This window comes from Pandoraea norimbergensis (assembly GCF_001465545.3).
In the GTDB taxonomy this organism is placed as follows: domain Bacteria; phylum Pseudomonadota; class Gammaproteobacteria; order Burkholderiales; family Burkholderiaceae; genus Pandoraea; species Pandoraea norimbergensis.
Map to the genome: position 1 here is coordinate 1174727 of NZ_CP013480.3, position 20644 is coordinate 1195370.

The following is a 20644-nucleotide window of genomic DNA, read 5'->3' on the forward strand; positions in this document are numbered from 1 at the left end:
GGAGCGCAGCGTGAAACCTCGCGATTTCGCGTCCAGCCCCGTGCGGCCCACCGCCAAACCGCCCAGTCCGGCGCTGGCGCTGCTGCGCCGGCGCGGCCCACTGATCGTCGGCGGCCTGGTCGTGCTCGGTCTGATCGCCCTTTTCTGGCACTTGCTCACGGACAAGGCCAGCATGCGCCGCGAGGTGAACACCCCGCCGATGCTCATGCTGCCGCCGCCTCCGCCACCACCGCCGCCTCAGGAGAAACCGCCTGAGCCGCAGCCGGAGAAGATCAAGCCCGAAGTCGTCGAGCCGAAGCCGGCCGACCCTGTCGAGCCGCCGAAGGACGACACGCCGCCGAGTCCGACCAAGGATCTCGGTGACGCCGTGACGATCAATGGCGACGCACAGGCAGGTACCGACGCATTCGGTATCGGCGCCGGCAATGGCGGCGGCATGACGGGCGGTGGCGGCGGGCTGGGTAGCCGTTCCTACAGCGCGTGGCTTGCCAGCTCTCTGCAACAGGCGTTCGGGCGCGATGCGCGCACTCGCACGCTGGCCTTCGACGATGTACGTATCGATCTCTGGCTAGACGCCGACGGACGCGCCACGCGCGCCCAACTGGTGCGGGGCACCGGTAACGCTGCCATCGACGACGCGGTTCTCGCGATGCTGCGCGACTTCCGCGCAGAAGAGAAGCCGCCGGCGTCGCTGCGCTATCCGCTGTCGATGAGTATCCGGGGACGCCGGCCATGAAGCGCAATTCGACGCTCGTCACGCCTCAGGTGGTGGCGCAGGTGGTGGATGAAGGACTTCCTTTTTACGCAAAAGTCACACACAAAATGAAAGCACTGGAACGTATGACCGGCGCGCTCGCACTCCGACGTGCGCCACGCGCTGCGGGGACCGCAGGCGCCGTGGCGCTGGCGCTCGCGCTGATGGGGACCGCAGGTCTGGCTCAGGCACAGGCGCAGCCGGCCCCGAAAGAGACGGCGATGGTCAAGTTGATCCGTGGCCTCATCAAGAGCGGCGCGATCGACAAGACCACGGGCGAAGCCTTGCTGGCACAAGCCGAAACGGAAGCCTACGCGGCGTCCGCTGCGGCGCAAAAGGCGGCCGCCGCACCGGTGGCCGTGGCCGCCGTCCCGGGCGGCGAACCGGGCGACGTGCGCATTCCGTACATCTCGCAGACCACGCGCGATCAGATTCGCGACGAGGTGAAGAACGAAGTGATGGCACAGGCCAAGACGGAAGGCTGGGCCGCACCGAACGAAACCCCCGAGTGGACCAAGCGCATTCATATCGAAGGCGACTTCCGCCTGCGTAACGAATCGCGCTTCTACTCGAGCAGCAACACGAACACGCAGATCGACTGGGCGCAGATCAACAAGGGCAATGGCTTCGACGTCAACTCGAACTCCAGCCTGGCGCTCCCGCCGCTGCTCAACACCACGCAGAACCGTACCAACCAGTTCCGCGCCCGTGCACGCTTTGGCATCTTCGCCGACGTCTCGGAGCAGGTGAAAGCCGGTGTGCGGCTGGCGAGCAGCAACGACGACAGCCCGGTCTCGACCAACTCCACGCTTGGCGGTGGTCTGAACAAGAAGAGCGTCTGGCTCGACCAGATGTGGATGTCGTATCAGCCGTTCACGTGGATGAAGGTCACGGGCGGGCGTTTCGCGCCGCCGTATGTCACCACCGACATGCTGTTCTCGAGCGACCTGAACATCGACGGCATTGCCGCGCAGTTCAACAAGGTGCTGCCGCAGAACCCGAACGTCGAACTGTTCGGCTCGCTCGGCTTTATCCCGCTCGAGTACTCGGGCGACAACTCGCCGTCGAACAACCCGAACAAGATGTCGAGCCAGACCAAGTGGATGCTCGGCACGCAGTTCGGTGCGAACTGGAAGCTCGACTCGAAGAACAGCTTCCGCGGCACGGTCGGCTACTTCGACTTCCGCAACATCACGGGTCAACTGTCGTCGCCTTGCGCGCTTTACGCAGGGCAGACGAGCTGCGATTCGGATTGGTCGCGTCCGGCGTTCATGCAGAAGGGCAACACGCTCATGCTGCTGCGTAACATCGCACTCAACCCGCTCGATCCGGCAGGTACGCCTCAGCCGCAGTATGTCGGTTACGCCTCGAAGTTCCAGTTGCTCGATCTCTCGGCTCGTTGGGACACGATGCTCGCCGGCCGCTACCCGCTGCGCTTCGACGTGAACTACATCCGCAACCTGGCCTACAACGAGGGCGAGATGTGGGCGCGTTCGAACGGTGGCATCGTGAACAACTTCGGTTCGGGCGAAACAACGCGTGCCAACTTCAAGAGCGGCCCGAACGCCTACATGGTGCAGGCGACCTTCGGCAAGCCGGTCATGGCGTCGCGCGGCGATTGGAACGTGTTGTTCGGCTACAAGCGTATCGAGCCGGATGCCGTGCCCGATGCCTACAACGATTCGACGTTCCACGGCGGCGGCACGAACGCGAAGGGCTACTACCTCGGCGCTTCGTATGCCTTCGACAAGAATGCATGGCTCACCGGCCGCTGGCTCTCGACGAAGGAAGTCTATGGCGCGCCGTTGTCGATCGACACGCTGCAAATCGAAGTCAACGCGCGATTCTAAGGAGGTCGTCATGAGTCAACAGCCCCCGCGCGCGATGTCGCGTCTGGCCTCAGGTGTGGCCGCCGCGGTGCTGCTTGCTGCGTGCGCTGCCGCCTCGGCGCAGACGCCGCAGGGCGCACCGACGATGGAAGAGCGTCTGCGCACGCAACTGCGCAGCACGACCGAGCAGCTCCAGCAGGCGAAGAACGAACTCGCCGCGCTCAAGGCCGGCGGCGCCACGGCCGGTGCCGCCGGAAAAGAGTCGCCCGAAGCGTTGAAGAAGGCGCTTGACGAGGCGCAGCAGCAACTGGCCGCAGAGCGTCAGGCGCGCGAGCGCCTCGCGCAGGACGCCCGCGCTTCGCAATCGGAAGTGAAGTCGGTGGCCGATAAGGCCAACACGCAGATTGCCCAGTATCGCAACGCCTACGACGAGCTGCTCAAGCTCGCACGCCAGGCCGACGCGCAGCGCAAGCATCTCGCCGACGAGTCGGCTGCACAACGTGTCGCGCTCACGATGTGCAAGGAGAAGAACGATCGTCTGTATGCCGTCGGCCAGGAAATTCTGACGGCCTACGAGACGATGGATGTGGCGACCGTGGTCGCGGCGCGCCAGCCGTTCGCCGGGCAGGCCCGAGTGAAGTACGAGCGTATCGCGCAGGAGTACGGCGACAAGCTCTACGAGGGCAAGTTCGACGAGCAGCAAGCCGCCGCCGCCATTGCCGCCAAGCCTGCCGAGACCGCAGCCGCCACGGCGTCGGCACCGGCTGCATCGCAGTAATACCGCGCGTGACGAGGGGCGTGGATGGCGCTCCTCGTCCTGAATTCGCATAACGATAGTTTGAGGACCACTGGCATGAACGAAGAGACCACGATGCAACACGATAACCACGACAGCCACGACAGCCACGACGCCGAGCGAGCCGGTGCGCCGACGTCTTCGAGCACGTCGCCGCTCGCAGGCATCATCACTTTTGTCACGTCCGCTCAGGTCGCCGAAGCCATTCGCGCTGCCGGTTGCGCGGTGACCGTGCAGCAAGACGATCTGGTCACGCGCCTGCATAGCGCGAGCCATGGCATCGGCTACCAGGTGCACTGGGGCAACCAGGCCGGCGCCGACCAGTATCTCGATTTCACGCTGAGCTGCCCGCTGCGTGTGCAGGGCGGCGATCTGCCCGAAGGCCTCATCAACGAGTGGCATCGCTCGCGCCGTTTCGCCCGCGTGGCCGCCCATGGCGAGTTCCTCGTGCTGGAAATGGACGTCATCGTGGCAGGCGGCGTTTCCCCGGATTTCCTGAATTTCTCGATGCGTCTCTGGGTCGAGATGATGGGACAGTTCTTCCTGCACCTTCGCAACTTCACGCAGCAGTCCACCGGCCAGATCGCCGGTGACGAAGCGTCGGGCGAAGGCATCTCCGCTGCGCCGGGCGACGTGCTCGCGAGCGGCGATGGACAGGCACCGATGACGCTTAACTAAAGCGTCGCCGCGCGACGCATCTTTTGTGTGTTTCTCGCCTGAGCCTCGGGAACCTCCCGCGCGCGGCTGTATCACGTCCAGTTAGACGACTGGTTGGCCCGTAACCTGCCCGTACCCCGTGGCCGTGTTACGGGCTTTTTTCGTTGCTGCTGCGTCAGGACTCCTGATTTTTCAGTGATATCGCGAGATGTTGAGAAACATTTCATGACGATCGGTGGCACTGTCAAAGTACGGTCACAATCGGACACCAGAATCCTCAGGAATTCTTACAAATTATTCGTGGATCCACGGGGAAACGGCGATCGCCTGCGGGCATCGTCGCGTGCTTTGCTTGCCGCAGAGGTCCCGCCACTTCCGCTATTTCCGACCGCCTGCCATGCAAAGGCCAACCGCCCGACATGACTGCTACTGCTCGCTCTCCACGTTTGCGCTTCGCGGCTGCGAGCGTTCTGGCGGGCTGGCTGCTGGGCGGTATGTTCAGCATGGCACTCGAATGTGCCGTTGCAGCGCCACTTCAGGCGCAGTCGTTTGATCTCCCGGAGCTGCCTTTGAAGGACGCGCTCGCCCGCTTCGATGCGCTGACCCGCATGTCTGTCTTCTACCCGTCTGCACTGGTAGAAGGGCGTCGCTCGCACGCCGTCTCGGGGATCTACTCGCCGGGCGAAGCGCTCAACGAATTGCTCGAAGGCACCGGCGTGATGGCCGAAGCCACGGCGCAGAACGCGTTTGTTCTCGCGCCGCTGGGGCGTGCCGATGCCGATACACAAGGCGAGATGGACCGTAGTGCCGCCCGGGCCGCCACGAACTATCACGCGCGTTTGCAGGGCAAGGTGTTGCAGGCGTTGTGTGCGGCGCCGTCGCTCTCGCCGGGCGAGTATCGATTGGCCATGACGGTTCAGGTTGGCCCGAACGCACGGGTGGCGCAGGTTCGTCTGCTCGATACGACCGGCGACGGCCGCCGCGACGCCGCTATCTTGCGTCGTTTGCAGGGCCTCGATGTCGGCAGCACGCCGGCCGACACGTCGCGGCCGTTCGTTCTGCTTCTGGTGAGCGCCGATTGTCAGGCGAACCCGTCCGCGTGTGCTCATTCGCCGTGTCAGGCGACAACGGAGCGATAGATGGTCGACACGCCCCGATCCTTCCTGCGCGATTTGCTGACGCAGCGTTATGAGGACCTCAAACGCAAGCTGACCTGGCGTCTCGGGTCGGCGGAACTCGCGAGCGATGCGCTGCACGACACGTGGGTGCATCTCGATGACCGGGCGGACCGTCAGAACGACGTGAAGAGTCCCGGCGCGTATCTGATGCGCATCGCCATGAACATGGCGTTCGATCGTGTGCAGCGCGAACGCCGATACATGAGCGACGACGAGATCGATGCCCTCATGACCGAGTTCGTGGACCCGGCGCCGGGCCCCGCGCAGACCGTCGAAGCGCGCGACGAGATTGCGCTGCTCGAACGGCTGCTCGCCACCTTGCCGCCGCGCCGCCGTGCGATCTTCATTGCCGTGCGGGTGCACGAGATGTCCAACGAGGACGTGGCGCGCCGCTTCGGTGTGTCCCCGCGTCTGGTCGGCCTTGAGCTCAAACGCGCCCACGAGTACTGCGTGGCCCATATGCCGAGGTCGGAATGAGCGAAGGATTGCCGATGGCATGCGGGAAAACCGTCTCATGGAGTGAGACCTTCTGTCTCGTGCGAGAGGTGACGCCATGAGTTCTCGACCCGAAGCCAAGTTGCCGCGTAAGCGGCGTCTCGACGCGCTCGAGCGTCAGGCCATGACCTGGGTGCGGCGCATGGCAGCCGGTGAGATGACGCATGCCGACGGCGATGCGCTGCGCGAGTGGGCGCGGCGCGATCCGAGCCATGCGCAGGCGCTTGCCGACGCGCGCCGTCAGTGGCAACACCTCACGCAAGCGGCCCAGCAGACGGCGTCTGCGTCTTGCACGGCAGCGGCAAAGCCGGCGGCACCGGCACCGAAACCAAAAGCCACGCGGGGCTTCGATCCCCGTCGGCGCTGGTGGCTGGCCGGGACGGCCGGCGCCTTCGCGACCGTCGCGGGCGTGGCAGTGATCGGTGCGCCGCTCGGACTGTTGCCGGGCACGACGGCGCTGCGCGCGGATTACCGCACCGGTACCGGTGAGCAGCGCACGATCGCGCTGGCCGGCAACGTGTCGGTCGAAATGAATACGCGTACCAGCATGGCGTTGAGCGCGGGCAGCACGCCCGGCATCGATCTGCTGGGCGGCGAAGCGGCGGTTGATACCACGCGCGCCTCGGCACCCTTCGAAATCGTCGCGGGGGCCGGGCGTACGATTGCCCGCAGTGCCCGGGTGGAAGTTCGCAACGTGGCGCAGAAGGTGTGCGTGACGTGTATCGAGGGCGTGGCCGACGTCGTGCATACCGCCGGGCGAGTGCAATTGCGCGCGCGCCAGCAACTGGTCTACGACGAGCGTGCTTTGCAGTCGCTCGTGAACGTTGGCGACAACGACATGCCGGCGTGGCGCGATGGGTATCTGCGCTTCGCCGAAGTCCCGCTCGGCGAGGTGATCGATGAGATCAATCGCTATCGTCCGGGCAAGGTCGTGCTGATGAACGACAAGGTGGCTGCGCGGCCGGTGACAGGGCGCTTTGCCATTCGCTCGCTCGATGTGGCGCTCGGCCAGATCGAGCATTCGCTGCAACTCTCCGCACACACCTTGCCGGGCGGCATCGTCCTGCTCGGTTGAGCGTCGGCGTTGTGCTTCGTGACGATCGGATCGTGTCACGAAAGATTCAAATAAATCCTTGCCGATTGGCTCGCGCCGAACGGTCTTAATCCCGAGAGCGTCAAGCGTTCGCATCGCTTGAACGAAACCTTGCCAGGGCCGTCGCTGGCGTTGTCGCGAGACAACGTCCCACGGCCGCACGAGACGCCAGACGGGATTGAGATGACCATGCACAAGCGCGTAGTTTCCCTATCAACACGCACGCGGGCCAGCGCACGTCTGCCGCGCATTCGGCCGCTTGCTCAGGCAGTCGCCGTATTCGCCGCCACTAGCGCCATGATCGGCGCGGCGCAAGCGCAACAGGCCTTCAGCAGCGCGTGGTTTGCCGCGCGCGGTGCGGCGCAATCCACCGCTGCGCAAACGGGCCGCTTGCCGAACGGCATGCCGGTTTCGTCGCTGCAAAACCCGGGCGAGCAGCAGCAACGCGCCAATCAGGCGCTGCAAAATTCGATTGCCAATCTCGCCACCGCCGCGCAAGGCATCGCGGCAATGCAGGCCGCGCAGAGTGCTGCACGTCAGGTGGCCGCCGCGACACCCGAGACGATTCCCGACGGTCTGGCCGCAGGCGGCCTGAAGGTCGACACCAATAGCCTCACTGCGGGCTGGATCAACGCGAAGCAAGACATCGCGCAGAGCCGCGACGCCGCGGGCAACACCAAGGTGGCCATCGAGCAAACGGGCGAGAAGGCGATTCTGAACTGGGAGACGTTCAACGTTGGCCGCCGCACGACGGTCGAGTTCGTGCAGCAGCCGGGCTGGGCCGTGCTCAACCGCGTGAACGATCCGCTGGCGCGTCCGAGTCAGATTCAAGGGCAGATCAAGGCCGACGGCACGGTCATGATCGTCAACCGCAACGGCATTCAGTTCACGGGCACGGCGCAGGTCGATACGCGCAATCTCGTGGCGGCAGCCGTTGGCATGACGAACGATCAGTTCAATCGCGGAATCTACGGCACGGCCGTGTCCGGTTCGACGGTGCCGACGTTCGCCAACGATCTTCAGGTGAGCGGCTCGAGCGTGTCGCACACGGGCGCTACCGCCAACGTGACGGTAGACGCCGGTGCCCGCATCAATACGCGGCGTCCGCAATCGGTGACCGAGGGCGGAGGCTACGTGCTGCTGCTCGGGCGCGAAGCCCACAATCGCGGCACCATCGTCACGCCTTCGGGGCAGACGGTCTTGGCCGCTGGCGATTCGTTCGTGATCCGGCGCGGTGTTGGCACCGACGGCAATTTGAATTCCAGCACGCGCGGCAATGAAGTCGAGCCGAAGCTGTTGTCCGGTTCGACCGCGGGTCGCGTCAGCAACAGCGGACTGATTCTGGCCGAGCTTGGCGACATCACGCTTGCGGCCCGACAGGTTGAACAAAGCGGCGTGCTGGTTTCGAGCAGCTCGGTCAATACACGCGGCACGATTCACCTGAGCGCCACCGGCGATACGAATGCGCTGGTGCGCGTTGCCCCCGGCGCAATCAACGCCATCGTGCTCGACACGTCGAGCGATGCGGCACTCGACGCGCAGCGCACCACGCTGCTGGCGCAGGCCGACAAGGTCGCGGAGGCAGGGCTTTTCAATCGCCGGGATCAGTCGCTCGTGCAGATCGTGTCGTCTGGCGATGTGTTGTTCGACAGCGACTCGCTCACGCTTGCCACGGGCGGGCAGATCAACGTGCTCGCCACCCGCCGCGCGATGGCGATGGAGCGCGCGAGGCTCGACGTCTCCGGCGCCGTGGGCGTGAAAATGGCGATGTCGGCAAACAATGTCGAAGTCAATGTGCAGGGCAACGAGCAACGTGATGCACCGAGCAATCGGGACACGCACATGCTCAACAACCTGACCGTCTACATCGATCGACGCTATCTGGTGCGCGTGCCTGCCGGAACGCAGGGGTACACCACCGATCGCTGGTACACGCAGGGCGGTCTGCTGGAGGTGAGCGGGTATCTGAACACGGCGTCGCACGGCATTGGCGAGTGGGCAGCGCAGGGTGGCACGGTGCAGTTGGGTGGCGCCGAAGTGGTCACGCGCGCCGGCTCGCTCATCAATCTGGCTGGTGGCACGCTCGATGTGCAGACCGGCATGATCCGGCAAAGCTGGCTGCGTGGCGCCGACGGGCAGTTGTATCGCGTTGACAATGCACCGGGCGATTTGCGATATCTCGGTGTGTATCGCGGCTTCGAAGTCGAACACGCGCGCTGGGGAAAGGGCACCACCGAGACCTATGCCACGATGTTCATCGCGCCGGGGCAGCGTCTGGAGAACGGTTACACGGTCGGGCGCGACGCCGGCCGGTTGATCGTGTCAGGGCCGTCGGTCGTGCTCGAAGGCGATGTCGATACGACGGTCTTTCAGGGGCCGCGCCAGACACAGGCCGCCGATCGAGGGCTTTACGACGGGTATCTGCAATCGCAGCTTGCTGCACCGCGTGCCGGTCAACTGGTTGTCGGCAAGCTCACGCCGTACTACGACGACGTGTCGCTCTCGCTGCGCGACAGCCCGTCGGCTATCGCACGCACCATCGATGTCGGCGACGTTCAGGCGCTCGCGGCAACGATTGCGCAGGGAAGCCCGCTGGATGCGCAGCGCGCAGGAAAGATCACGATCGACGCCGACTGGCTCAATCGCCAGCAATTTGGCGGCGTGAAGCTCTTGGCAACGGACGAGGTCACGCTCTCGCGCGACATTCGCGTGGCCGACGGCGGCGATGTGGGTCTGCATGCTACGCGTGTGGACATCGGCGCGAACATCACGGCGCGTGGCGGCTCGATCGCAGCGGGCAACGTCGTGATGCGCATGCTGGCGACGTCTGGCAACGGTACATGGGGCGACTCGCCCCTGACGGACCCGGCGGTCGTGACGGGCGGCCAGTCGGTGAAGGTGGCGAGTGGTGTGACGCTCGACGTGCGCGGTCTGTGGGGCCGGGCGGACGACGGCGAGGCAGGCATCCACGGTATGCCGTATCTCAACGGCGGTAGCGTCGTGTTTTCGACGACCGGCGATGTGCGAGTGCAGCAGGGCAGCACCATCGATGTCTCGTCGGGCGCTGCGCTGCTGTCGGGCGGCACGGTGCGCGGTGGCAAGGGCGGCAACGTCTCGCTGCTCGCCAGTCAGTACGACGCGGCCGGCAAAAAAAATGGCGAACTGCATCTTGACGGTGCACTGCGTGGCTATGGCGCGAGCGGTGGCGGCACGCTGACCTTGAACACGGGCAACAGCGTTGTGATCGGTGGCCCGGCTTCGGTGGTCGCCTTGCCCGACACGTGGCTGGACACGTCGCTCTTCTCGACGGGGTTCTCGCGTTACGACGTGACCGGCCAGCGCAATGTGACGGTGGCCGACAACACGCGCCTCGATGTCGTCATGCCCGTGCTGAACATCGATAAACAAGCGGCCGGTGGCGCTTTCAGTGGAAGCGACCCGTTCGGCGTCATGTCGGTCTTGCTGGCCCCCGTCTGGCAAAGCGATGCCGCGAAGGGCACCCTCACGCAACGTGGCGGGGCCGACATCGCGCTGTCCGCTGGTGCGATGCGCAAGCGCGGGCAGTTGAGCGTCGGCGAAGGCGCGCGGATCGAAGTCGACCCGGGCCGCAGCATTTCGCTGACGGGCAACGGGCAGATGACGGTGCTTGGCACGCTCCGGGCAGTCTCGGGCACAGTCAGCCTCTTGCCCGGCTTGTTCAGTGCGACCGACGGATATGACGGCCCCGAGGGGATGTTCACCCCGACATCGATCTGGCTGGGCGGGAACTCCGTGATTGATGTTGCCTCGCGGGCGGTCGTGGCGCAGGGTGCTTCGGGCGCGATTTCCGGCAAAGTCGCCGCAGGCGGCACCATCCAGATTGGCGCGAAGTATGTGGCGGGAGCCACGCAAGTCGATGCGTCCGACGCGTTCGTGATCGTGCGCCCGGGGGCGCAGCTCGATGCTTCGGGCTCGGCGGCAGACATTGATGTGCCGGGCCAGGGCCGCACGCATGTGGTCAGTAACGGCGGGGTCATCTCGCTGGCGTCGGGCCGTGGCCTATATCTCGACGGCGACATGAAGGCGGCAGCCGGTGGTGCAGGTGCCGCGGGTGGCACGTTGAACGTCGTGCTGGAGACGCTCACCTACGGCATGGTCGATCGCGTCACGTTGCGCGGACCCATGGTGGATGATTCCGTCCGTGTCGCGCACGAGTTGACCGTGGCGCAAACGCAGGGCAACAGCCGGCTCTCGGATACGTTGGCCCCGGGTTCGCTCGGCGGCGGGCTGACGATGGGCAGCGCGCGCATCGGTGTGGACCGTGTGACGGCAGGCGGGTTCGACAACCTGGCGTTGTTCGCGAACGGGATGATGAGTTTCGACGGCAACGTCAATCTGGCGCTCGGTCAGAGCCTTCGCCTGACGGCGAGTTCGTTTGGTCTGGCGACGACCGCCGCACCGGACACACAGGTCCGACTCGCCGCGCCCTATGTGCAACTCGCCGGCCCGACGCGCCAGCAGATCGACAACTACATCATTCCCAATCCGGTGAGCGGGTCGAAGAACTCGGGGCAGGGGTCTGGAACACTTGGCGCGCCGTTGTTGGCCGAGAAGACAAAGTTCGAAATCGACGGCGCGCTCATCGACGTAGCGGGCCGGATGCAGTTCGGCACGGCGGGGACCATCGAGACCAACGCAGGGACGCCTGTCAGTGTCTTGCGCAATGCCTTCGGTAACGTCGCGTTGCGCAGTACCGGCGACCTTCGTCTGCTCGACAAGACCGAAGTCTATTCGCCCGGCGACATGACATTGGCGGCGGTGCAGATCTATCCGGGCCAGAATGCCACCGCAAAGATTGTCGTGGGACAGCGCAGCTATCCGAGCGATTGCTGCGTGCGTACGACGAGGCTTGACCCGGAACGTGTGCTGACCGTCGAGCGCGTTGGCGACAGTTTGGTGCCGCAACCGTACTCGCTGTTCGGCCGTATGACCCTTCTGGCAGGGCAGATTCGTCAGGGCGGTGTGTTGCGCGCCCCGATGGGGGGCATCGTCTTCGGCTCATCGCTCGACACGGAAGCCAACGGCGTTCTTCATTTGTTGCCGGGCAGCGTGACGTCCGTGAGTGCCAACGGGCTGGTGATGCCCTATGGCGGCACGCTCGACGGATTGAGTTATCTCAATGCTGCCGCAGACGCGGTGTACGGGCTGGCGGGCGGTGGGCCGTCGGTGATTGTGTATAGCCATTCGGTAGCCGCGGACCCGGGTGCCGTGATCGACTTGTCGGGCGGCGGTGAAATTCGCGGCGCGGCGTTCCTGACCGGGCGTGGCGGCTCTACCGATGCGCGTCTTGCGCCGCTCATGCAAGTGGTGCAGACCGGCACGAAGGGAAGTTTCCGTCTGCCGTCGCTCTCTTCCAATCCGGTGTACGCGATCGTGCCCGGCGCGCAACCGGCTTATGCCCCTGTCGTGGGCGAGAACGGGGCCGGTGCCCCGCTCGCCGGCCAGCAGATCACCATCGGCGCTGGTGTGCCGGGACTGCCGGCGGGCACTTACACGCTGCTGCCGTCGACGTTCGCGCTGCTGCCCGGCGCGTATCGCGTGGAGTTGCAGACGCAGGCCGTCTCTCAGGCGGGGTTGGCGCCGGTCGCCATGCGTAATGGGTCGCTGACGCTCCCGGCGCAATTGAGTGTGAACAACACCGCCATTCGCAATGCCACCCCGACGCAGGTCGTGCTCACGTCGGCGGATGTCCTGCGGACCTACTCGCAGTACAACGAAATGAGCTATGCGGACTTCGCGCGCGCCACGAGTGATCGCGTGGGTGCGCCGCGTTCGCTGCTCGAGGCAGACGCCAAGCGCCTTGATCTCATGTTCTTGCCGGACATTTATTGGGGCAAGGTTGGCGACACGCCCGCGTTGCGCTTCGAGGGTACGGTCAATGTCGCACCGGCCAAAGGCGGCTACGGCGCGAGCCTGCTGGTGAATGCCGACAACATCGAGATTATTGGAGCAGGCGCGACGCCCCGGCAGGGCGACAGATCGTTGATCTCTCTCAAGGCCGACGATCTGAATGCCATCGGCGCAGCACGCGTCGGGATCGGTGCGTTGCCGGTTGTGTCTCAGGACAACTCGGGGTCGATTCTCAATGCCACCACGGCGGGGTTCTCCGGCCGCGCGAATAACGTGGTGCTGCGCGGCGGCGCGGTGCTTCGCGGCAGCGAAGTCTTCATCGTGACGAGCTCGCCGACCAGGGGTATCACCATCGAGCAGGGGAGTGGCATCAATACCCTCGGCTACGGCGTGTCGATGTGGGATTCGACGTTGGGGTATACCTACGCGCCGGGCGCGGCGGGGGTGCTCGCGGTCTCCAACGGACGGCTCTCCATGCTCGCACCGGTGGCGTCCACGATTGGCGATTCGTTCGGGGCGGGTTATATCGACCTCGGCGTTTGCGCGGCGGGTGCGGCATGTTCGGGCGAATCGCTGCTGCTCTCCGAAGGGTCAATTGCGGTGGCGACCGACAAGCGGTTCACAATCTCCGATGCCGTGCGCTACGGCACGCGTCAGTTGTCGCTCGCCGTCGGCCGGGTCAATGTCGGCGATCAGGCGTCGCTCGACGCCCTCGCGGCGGACGGACGTCTGGCCACCGGTCTTACGCTCAACCAAGCGGTGCTCTCGCGGCTGATGCGTGGCGACAGGCTGTATGGCGCGCCTGCGCTGGAAAGCCTCTCGCTCATCGCGCGCGAATCGATCAACTTCTACGATTCCGTCGAACTCTCGACCATCGACGCAGCGACGGGTAAATCGACCATCGATACGCTCGTGTTGGGTACGCCTGCCATCTTCGGATACGGGGCGAGCGATGCGATCGCACGCATTCGTACCGACCGGCTCGTGTGGACCGGCTCGAAGTCGCCGGCGGGTGCCATCGTCGCGGGCGGGGCGGGCACCGGCAGCGGGCGGTTGTCCATCGATGCGCGCGAGATCGAGTTCGGCTTCGGGCCGGCCACGCAGTACGACGCCAATCACGACATGAACCGGATGGCCGTCGGGTTCTCGACGGTGGCGTTAAACGCCAGCGAGCGCGTGAGCGCTAACCAGAAGGGCACCCTGTCCGTCTATCGTTCGCAGAATGCGTGGAACGATCAGAAGCAGAACTTCGACTACAGCGGGGGCGACATCGTTATCGATACGCCGCTGCTCACCGGCGCGGCAGGATCGGTGAACCGGTTCATCGCGGGTGGCAATGTGTCGGTATCCAACGCCAGTGCGCGCACGAAACCCGCGGTCGACAACGGCGCACTGGTCGCAGCACTCGGCGCGGAGGTCGGACTGACGGCGGGCGGCGCCGCCACCATCGACACGAATGTCGTGCTGCCGAGCGGCCGACTGACGGTGGCCGCTCAGGGCGATGTGACGCTGGGTGACGGCGCACAGCTCGACCTCGCCGGGCGCAAGCTCGATTTCTTCGACACCAGCAAATACAGCTGGGGTGGCGATGTGGTGGTGTCGAGCGCGAACGGCAACGTGCGCCAGACGGCGGGTTCGCGCATCGATTTGTCGGCGGTGGAGAACCGCGCCGGTAAGCTCAGCGTTTCGGCGTTGGCACCGACGGGCGGTTTCGTGTCGCTGGCGGGCAAGCTGCTCGGCAGCGCCAGCGGGCGCTACGACGCGGGCGGCACGTTCGTGCCGTTCACGGCGGGCGGTGTGGATATTCGGGCACAGCGCATCGACGACTTCGCGGCGCTGAACGCGCGTTTGACCGAAGGCGGTGTCTTCGGCAGCCGCAGCTTCCAGATCAAGCAGGGCGATCTCGTCGTCGGCGACGAACTCAAGGCGCGTGAGATCACCCTGTCGATCGACGGCGGGCGGCTCGATGTGCTCGGACGTGTCGACGCGAGCGGCGCACAGGTGGGCACGATTCGTCTGTCGGCGCGCGATGGTGTGACGGTTGGCGGCAACGCCGTGCTCGACGCGCACAGCACGACACTGCGTCTGGACAGCTATGGTCAGCCCATCGAGGCGTCCAACCGTGCGGTCATCGAGATCAACGGTGCGCAGGGGCGTGTGGTGCTGGCCGATGGTGCACGGTTCGATGTGCGTGCCGGTACGAACGACAAGCGTGGCACGCCGCTCTCGGCAGGCACGGTCGAGATCAGCGCTAAGCGGCTCGGCGGCGCGAACGAGGCGCTGGGCAACGACATTGCCATCGACGCTGGCGGCAACGTCGTGATCGACGGTGCGCGCTCGATTACGGTCAACGGGATATTCCGCGACACGAAAGCACCGGCAGGCACGGACGTGACGGTCGACGGCCGTCCGTATCAGGTCGTCAATCAGGCGTACCTGGATGCGCTCCACGCGCAGAACGAGACGTTCATGTCGAACGCGCTGGCCAACGGCGCGTTGCTGGCGCGTCTGGCCGGATTGCGCCGCTACACCGACGCTTTCCATTTGCGCCCGGGGGTCGAGATCGTCAGTGCGACGCCCAATGGCGATATTCACCTCGACGGTGACATCGACCTGTCGCGCTATCGCTACGCGAGCCTGAATCCGAACACGCAGAAGACCGGTGTGTATGGCAGCGGCGAAGCCGGTGCGCTGACGATCCGCGCTGGCGGCAATTTGAATATATTCGGCAGCCTGAGCGACGGGTTCGACACCAGCAAGCTCACGCCGAACGTCGACAGTCAGGGGTGGGTGCTGACCAGCGGAAAGGCCGGTTGGGGCGGTGATGCCGTGGTGCCGGTGGGCGGACTGGTAACGCTCGCCGCTGGCACCGCCTTCCCGGCGGAGCGCAAGCTCAATTACGACGTGCAGGTGGCGGCGGCGAAGCTGCCCGCTGGCACGCGTCTGCCGGCGCTCGCCACGCTTGCCGCCGATCTCACACTGCCTGCCGGCACCGTGCTCGGAGCCGCCGTGCGCGATGCGTCGGGCAACGTGGTGTATCCGGCCGGTACGGCCCTGACGTCGGCGCTTACCTTGCGCGCCGGTATGCAACTCGATGCCGGGTTGCTGCTGCCCACCGAGGCGTCCGTGGGGGCCATGCGCTGGCCTGCGGGCGCCGTGATGCCGGTGAGCCTGAAGCTTGCCGTCGATGTGCAGTTGCGCAAGGGCGCGATCATTCCCTCCGAGACCGACGTCAAGCTGCCGGGGGGCGTGCTGTTCGTCAACGTTCGTCCGGCAGATGCCGACGGCAATCAGGGGCTGATCCACGCGCTTTCACCGATGCTTCAGGCGGGCTCTGCGTCGTGGTCGTTGCGGCTCGTCGCGGGCGCCGACACGTCGGCGGCCGATCCGCGTGCGTTGCAGCCGCTGGGCGCTGACGGTCGTCTGATTCTCTCGGATACCCATTACGGCATGGGCCAGCTCGATGTGCTCCGGCCGGGAACCGGCACCCTCGGGGTCTGGCGTTGGGGGCCGGATGCCTGGCAAATGGGCGGTGTCGAGGGCGAGATCGTCACGGATGACGACTGGGCGAACTGGGGCGTTTCGACGCCCGCAGACATCGAGATGTGGAACGGATACTACGACGCGTTTCATGTCGTGACGCCGGGTGTCCCCGCCGAGTACGACAAGAAGACGCAGCCCGCGCGTGAGCCGGTCTTCAGCGTGGTGCGCACCGGTACGGGCGATCTCGACATGCTCGCGGCGGGTAACTTCACGATGAACTCGCCGTTCGGCGTCTACACGGCAGGTACGCAGGCGCGCGATGTGACGAGCGCCTATAACCTCGCCCGCGCCAAGGTCAATAACGCATCCGTGCTTGGCGCAGACGGCACATCCTTCGAAAAATACGTCAGCGGTACACAGAGTCTCTACAGCGCGTGGTATCCGGAGCACGGCGGCAATCTGTTCGTGCGCGCTCAGGGCGAGATTCGCGGCGATACCGTTGGTCAGCGCGACGGGTATTCGCGTGCCACAAGCTTCGGCGTGCCGCGAGCGGTGCCGGATTCCGGCAACGTCGGCAATTGGTTGTGGCGGCAGGGATCGGGTTCCGCGATCGCACAAGGTGGCGTGCCGGCTGCCTGGTGGATCAACTTCGGGACTTACGCCGTCGGCAAGCAATCCGGCTACTCGGTGTATGAAACGGCGCCGTTCCTGATCGGCTTTACCGGACTTGGCACGCTCGGCGGCGGTAATGTCGTGCTCGAAGCCGGTGGCAATGCCGGCATGCTGGAGTCGCGCATCGGGCCGGGAAGTGCCGACGGTACGCGTGCGACGGCGCGTAGCGAAGGCCTGAACGTGTCGGTCGGCAGCACCGGGCGCGTGTCGGCAGACGGCTCTCAGATTCAGTTGACGGGGGGCGGCGATCTCGACGTGCGTATCGGCGGCGGGCTGAATCCGGTGCGCGAAGCACGTGCCGTGGTATCGATCGGCAGCGCTGTGAACGAGGCATCGGAGTGGCGCAACGGGAATCTGGCGTTGAACGGCACGTTCACAAATCTGCGCGGGGCGACGCGCATCGAAGCGGGGGCACTTGGCGGTGTCGATACCCGTTTCGGCGCACCCGACTTGCGCGAAGCCCGGGCGCGCGATGTATTTACGGCGCAAACGGCGTTCGCGACCGGCGGCCCGACGCTGGTGCTCGGCGACTCGGCGGCGCGCATCGACACGCGCGGCGATCTGGTGATCGGCGGCTATGGCGACGCGACACGCTTGCAGCAGCGAACCAATGGCACGCCGTTCTCGGCTGGCGGTGTCGACTACAGCGGCGAAGGTTTCAGTTGGTTCACGCTGTGGACGCCCTCGACCGCCATCGACTTGTTCAGTGTGGGGGGGAATCTCTCGCCGCTCACCGCGATGGCCGACAATCGCAAAGCGTCGAACTATGCCCCAACCGACGGTCGCTTCGTGCTGCCGGCAACGCTTCGTGCCGTGGCAGCGAGCGGCAATATTTACAACGGCTTTTCGGCGACAGCGATTACCGACAGGGCCTCGGCCGTCACCATCGGCGATACCCCTGCGTTGCTGGCGCCCGAGCCCGTCAGTTCATTGTTCAAGGTCGCTACCGATGGCGGGGCGCTCGAGATGATTGCGGGGCGTTCGGTGTATGGGTCGGGTTACCCGATCAGCCGCTCGGCGGCAGATCCGACGGCCCTGCCTACGCCGCAGCATCCGGCGTTTGCCGGCGGTGTGCAAACGGCATGGTTTGGCCGTGTCTTTCTCACCAATGTCAGACAGGACGCGCTGGCGCCAGAGCTCATCCCCACCCCCGGGTGGGACTCGGCAACGATATTCCCGATGTTTAGCCTGACCCCGGCGACTGTGTCCGGTTACGACTTCACCGGTATTTCCCCGGCGCGCTTCTACGCACTCACGGGCGATATCGTGGGCCTGCACACCGGCGGGATCGACTATCGCGGCAGCATTCAGCCCAAACAGGGCACCCAGCCGACTTGGTACGAGGGCAACGGCGCAGTGGCCATCCGGGCCGGACGGGACATTGTCAGCTCGGGAACGCCGCTGGGCACCTATCTGGACACCGACAGCCTGTTCGCCGGCTGGACCACGACGCCGGACTTCCGGGACCCGGTGAACAACCCGGGGCGGCCGATGACGGTGGCGAGCACGACGATGCGCGGCAATCTGATCGTGCAGAACTCGGCAGACGATGTCTCCGTGGTGTCGGCGGGCCGGGACATTCTTTACAGCACGTTCTACGTGGCGGGTCCGGGGGTGCTGGAAATCACCGCGGGACGCAACGTGTTCATGGGCGACAAGGCCGAATTGCGCAGTCTCGGCGCGCTCGCCAACGTCAAGGCGGGCGACCGGAGCAATGGGGCGGCGATTGCCGTGGCCGCCGGTGTGGGGCCGAAGGGGCTCGACGGTATCAACTTCAAGGCGTTCGCCGCCCGGTATCTCGATGCGGCGAATCAGGCAGACGGCTCGCGGCCGTTTGCGGATCAGCCGGGTAAGGCGGTGGTCGTGTATGGCGGAGAACTTACGCTCCCGGGTTGGCTGCGTCAGGAGTTTGGCTACGACGGCACTGCCGCCGGGGCCGATGCGTTCCTCGTCCAGAAGCAGGCGGAGCTCGACGCGGCAGGTAAGGCGGCGGGCAGCGGCGGTGGCGTGGCGAAACGTGATCTGCGCAACGAGTTCGGGCAGCAAAGCCAGCTTTATCTGGTGAACTGGCTTGCCACGCGTTTTGGTGGTCGCAATAGCCTTGGCCGTCAATTCGATGCGGCGTCGATGGATGCGCGTCAGTTCTTCGATGCGCTTCCGGCCGAGCAGCAGCGCGCTTATCTGCGTGATGTGTACTTCGCGGAGTTGCGCGCCTCGGGGCGTGAGTACAACGACGCCAGCGGCCAGCGTGCAGGGAGCTATCTGCGGGGGCGCGAAGCGATTGCCACGCTGTTCCCCGCGAAGGATGCGTCTGGCGCTGCGATCGAGTACGACGGCAGCCTCACGATGTACAGCAGCGCGCTCTATTACCTTGAGAACCTCGGGCGAATTTCGACGACGCGCCCGAAGCCCGGCGTGACGTATCTGACGCAAGAGCAATGGGCGGCGCGGGGCAGTCCGGCGTACTTCGTGCCTCACTACGAAGTGCAGGACGCCGGCATTCATACCGACTTCGGCGGCGGGGTGAGCATTCTCACGCCGGGCGGGCGCACGCTGGTGGGGGTGGACGGCGGCTTCGTGCCGGGCGAAGGCTCGGGGGTGCTTACGCAGGGACGCGGCAACATCGATCTGTATGCGCGTGACAGCATCCTGCTCGGTCAGAGCCGTGTGTTCACCACCTTCGGCGGCAATATTCTGGCCTGGTCGGCGCAGGGGGATATCAACGCGGGACGTGGGTCGAAGTCGACGGTGGTCTACACGCCGCAACGTCGTGTGTATGACGAACTCGGGGTGGTGTCGTTGTCGCCGACCACGCCGAACACCGGTGCCGGCATCGCTACGCTGAACCCGATCCCGGAGATTCCGCCGGGCGACATCGATCTGATCGCACCGCTCGGCACGGTCGACGCGGGTGAGGCGGGCATTCGGGTGTCCGGTAACGTGAATATCGCGGCGCTGCGGGTCATGAACGCCGAGAACATTCAGGTGCAGGGCAAGTCCGTCGGCATTCCGACCATTGCGGCCGTGAACGTGGGGGCGCTGACGAATGCCAGCGCCACGGCAGCGCAGGCGGCAGCTGCGGCGCAGGATGCCGTAGCGCGTGACCGGGCGTCGTCGCGCCAGAATCAGCCGTCGATCTTCTCGGTGCGCATGATCGATGCGGCAACGTCTGGCGATGCGGCGGGCAAGCCGCGTGCCGATAGCGGCCGGATGTTCCGCTACGATCCGGCGTCGCCCGTGCAGGTCCTCGGGCAGATGAACCTGAGTGAAGCGCAGATGCAGGCGCTGACACCGACCGAGCGCAGGAACCTGATGCGTTGATCGTCGACGCACAAAGGTGAGGGAAAGGAACACGCCGCAGGGGCCGTTGTTTGGCGCCTGCGGCGTTTTTCATTGATGGTGCCCGGTGGATCAGACGTCGATCGTGCGCCACTCGCTATATATAGCGCGACGGCGGGATTTGGCGCCTTTTCAAAATAGTTTCACAAAGTGCTTGCGCAGTTCGCGGAACGTGACTAATATCTCGTCTCTCGCAACGACAGCGACGCAGCGAAAGCAGCGAAGCAGAAGGAAGCGACGGGCTGGAAAGCCCGGTGGTTAGTGGTTTTAGAGCTTGTGAGTCGCTACGGCGGCGAGCGAAAAGAAGCGAAAAAAACTGTTGACGACGACGAGAAGCTGCGACATAATCTCACTTCTCTGCTGCTGATGCAGCGACGCAGAAAACGAAGCGACGGCGCGGTAATGATGCGACGAAGCGAAGTTCGAAGCGATTGATCTTTAAAAATTGAACAACCGATA

At 65.2% G+C, this 20644-nt stretch carries 8 protein-coding genes; all 8 read left to right on the plus strand.

From position 1 onward, the window contains the following. Window positions 1-10: 10 nt before the first annotated feature. The 8 genes from AT302_RS05305 to AT302_RS05340 all read left to right on the plus strand — a co-directional run bounded on the left by AT302_RS05305 (window position 11) and on the right by AT302_RS05340 (window position 20167). Entirely contained in the window at window positions 11-736 is a 726-nt protein-coding gene (locus tag AT302_RS05305; RefSeq protein WP_237172066.1) for an energy transducer TonB family protein, read from the plus strand. Next, window positions 733-2604, plus strand: coding sequence for a putative porin (locus AT302_RS05310; RefSeq protein WP_237172067.1), 1872 nt, complete (start codon window positions 733-735; stop codon window positions 2602-2604). The genes AT302_RS05305 and AT302_RS05310 overlap by 4 nt, the downstream gene beginning before the upstream one ends. A 10-nt stretch (window positions 2605-2614) precedes the next feature. Then, window positions 2615-3361, plus strand: a complete 747-nt coding sequence (locus AT302_RS05315) for a hypothetical protein (RefSeq protein ID WP_058377543.1) — start codon at window positions 2615-2617, stop codon at window positions 3359-3361. 75 nt (window positions 3362-3436) lie between these two features. Continuing rightward, window positions 3437-4057, plus strand: coding sequence for a YbjN domain-containing protein (locus AT302_RS05320; protein WP_237172068.1), 621 nt, complete (start codon window positions 3437-3439; stop codon window positions 4055-4057). Window positions 4058-4455: 398 nt separating this feature from the next. After that, window positions 4456-5175 carry an STN domain-containing protein gene (locus AT302_RS05325; RefSeq protein ID WP_157125691.1) on the plus strand — a complete coding sequence of 240 codons (720 nt, stop codon included), beginning with the start codon at window positions 4456-4458 and terminating at the stop codon, window positions 5173-5175. Then, entirely contained in the window at window positions 5176-5691 is a 516-nt protein-coding gene (locus tag AT302_RS05330; protein WP_058377545.1) for an RNA polymerase sigma factor, read from the plus strand. It begins immediately after the preceding gene. A gap of 76 nt (window positions 5692-5767) precedes the next feature. Then, complete coding sequence (locus AT302_RS05335) at window positions 5768-6784, plus strand: FecR family protein (protein ID WP_058377546.1); 1017 nt, start codon at window positions 5768-5770, stop codon at window positions 6782-6784. A gap of 207 nt (window positions 6785-6991) precedes the next feature. Further along, complete coding sequence (locus tag AT302_RS05340) at window positions 6992-20167, plus strand: filamentous haemagglutinin family protein (RefSeq protein WP_167365782.1); 13176 nt, start codon at window positions 6992-6994, stop codon at window positions 20165-20167. The last annotated feature ends 477 nt before the right edge of the window (window positions 20168-20644 follow it).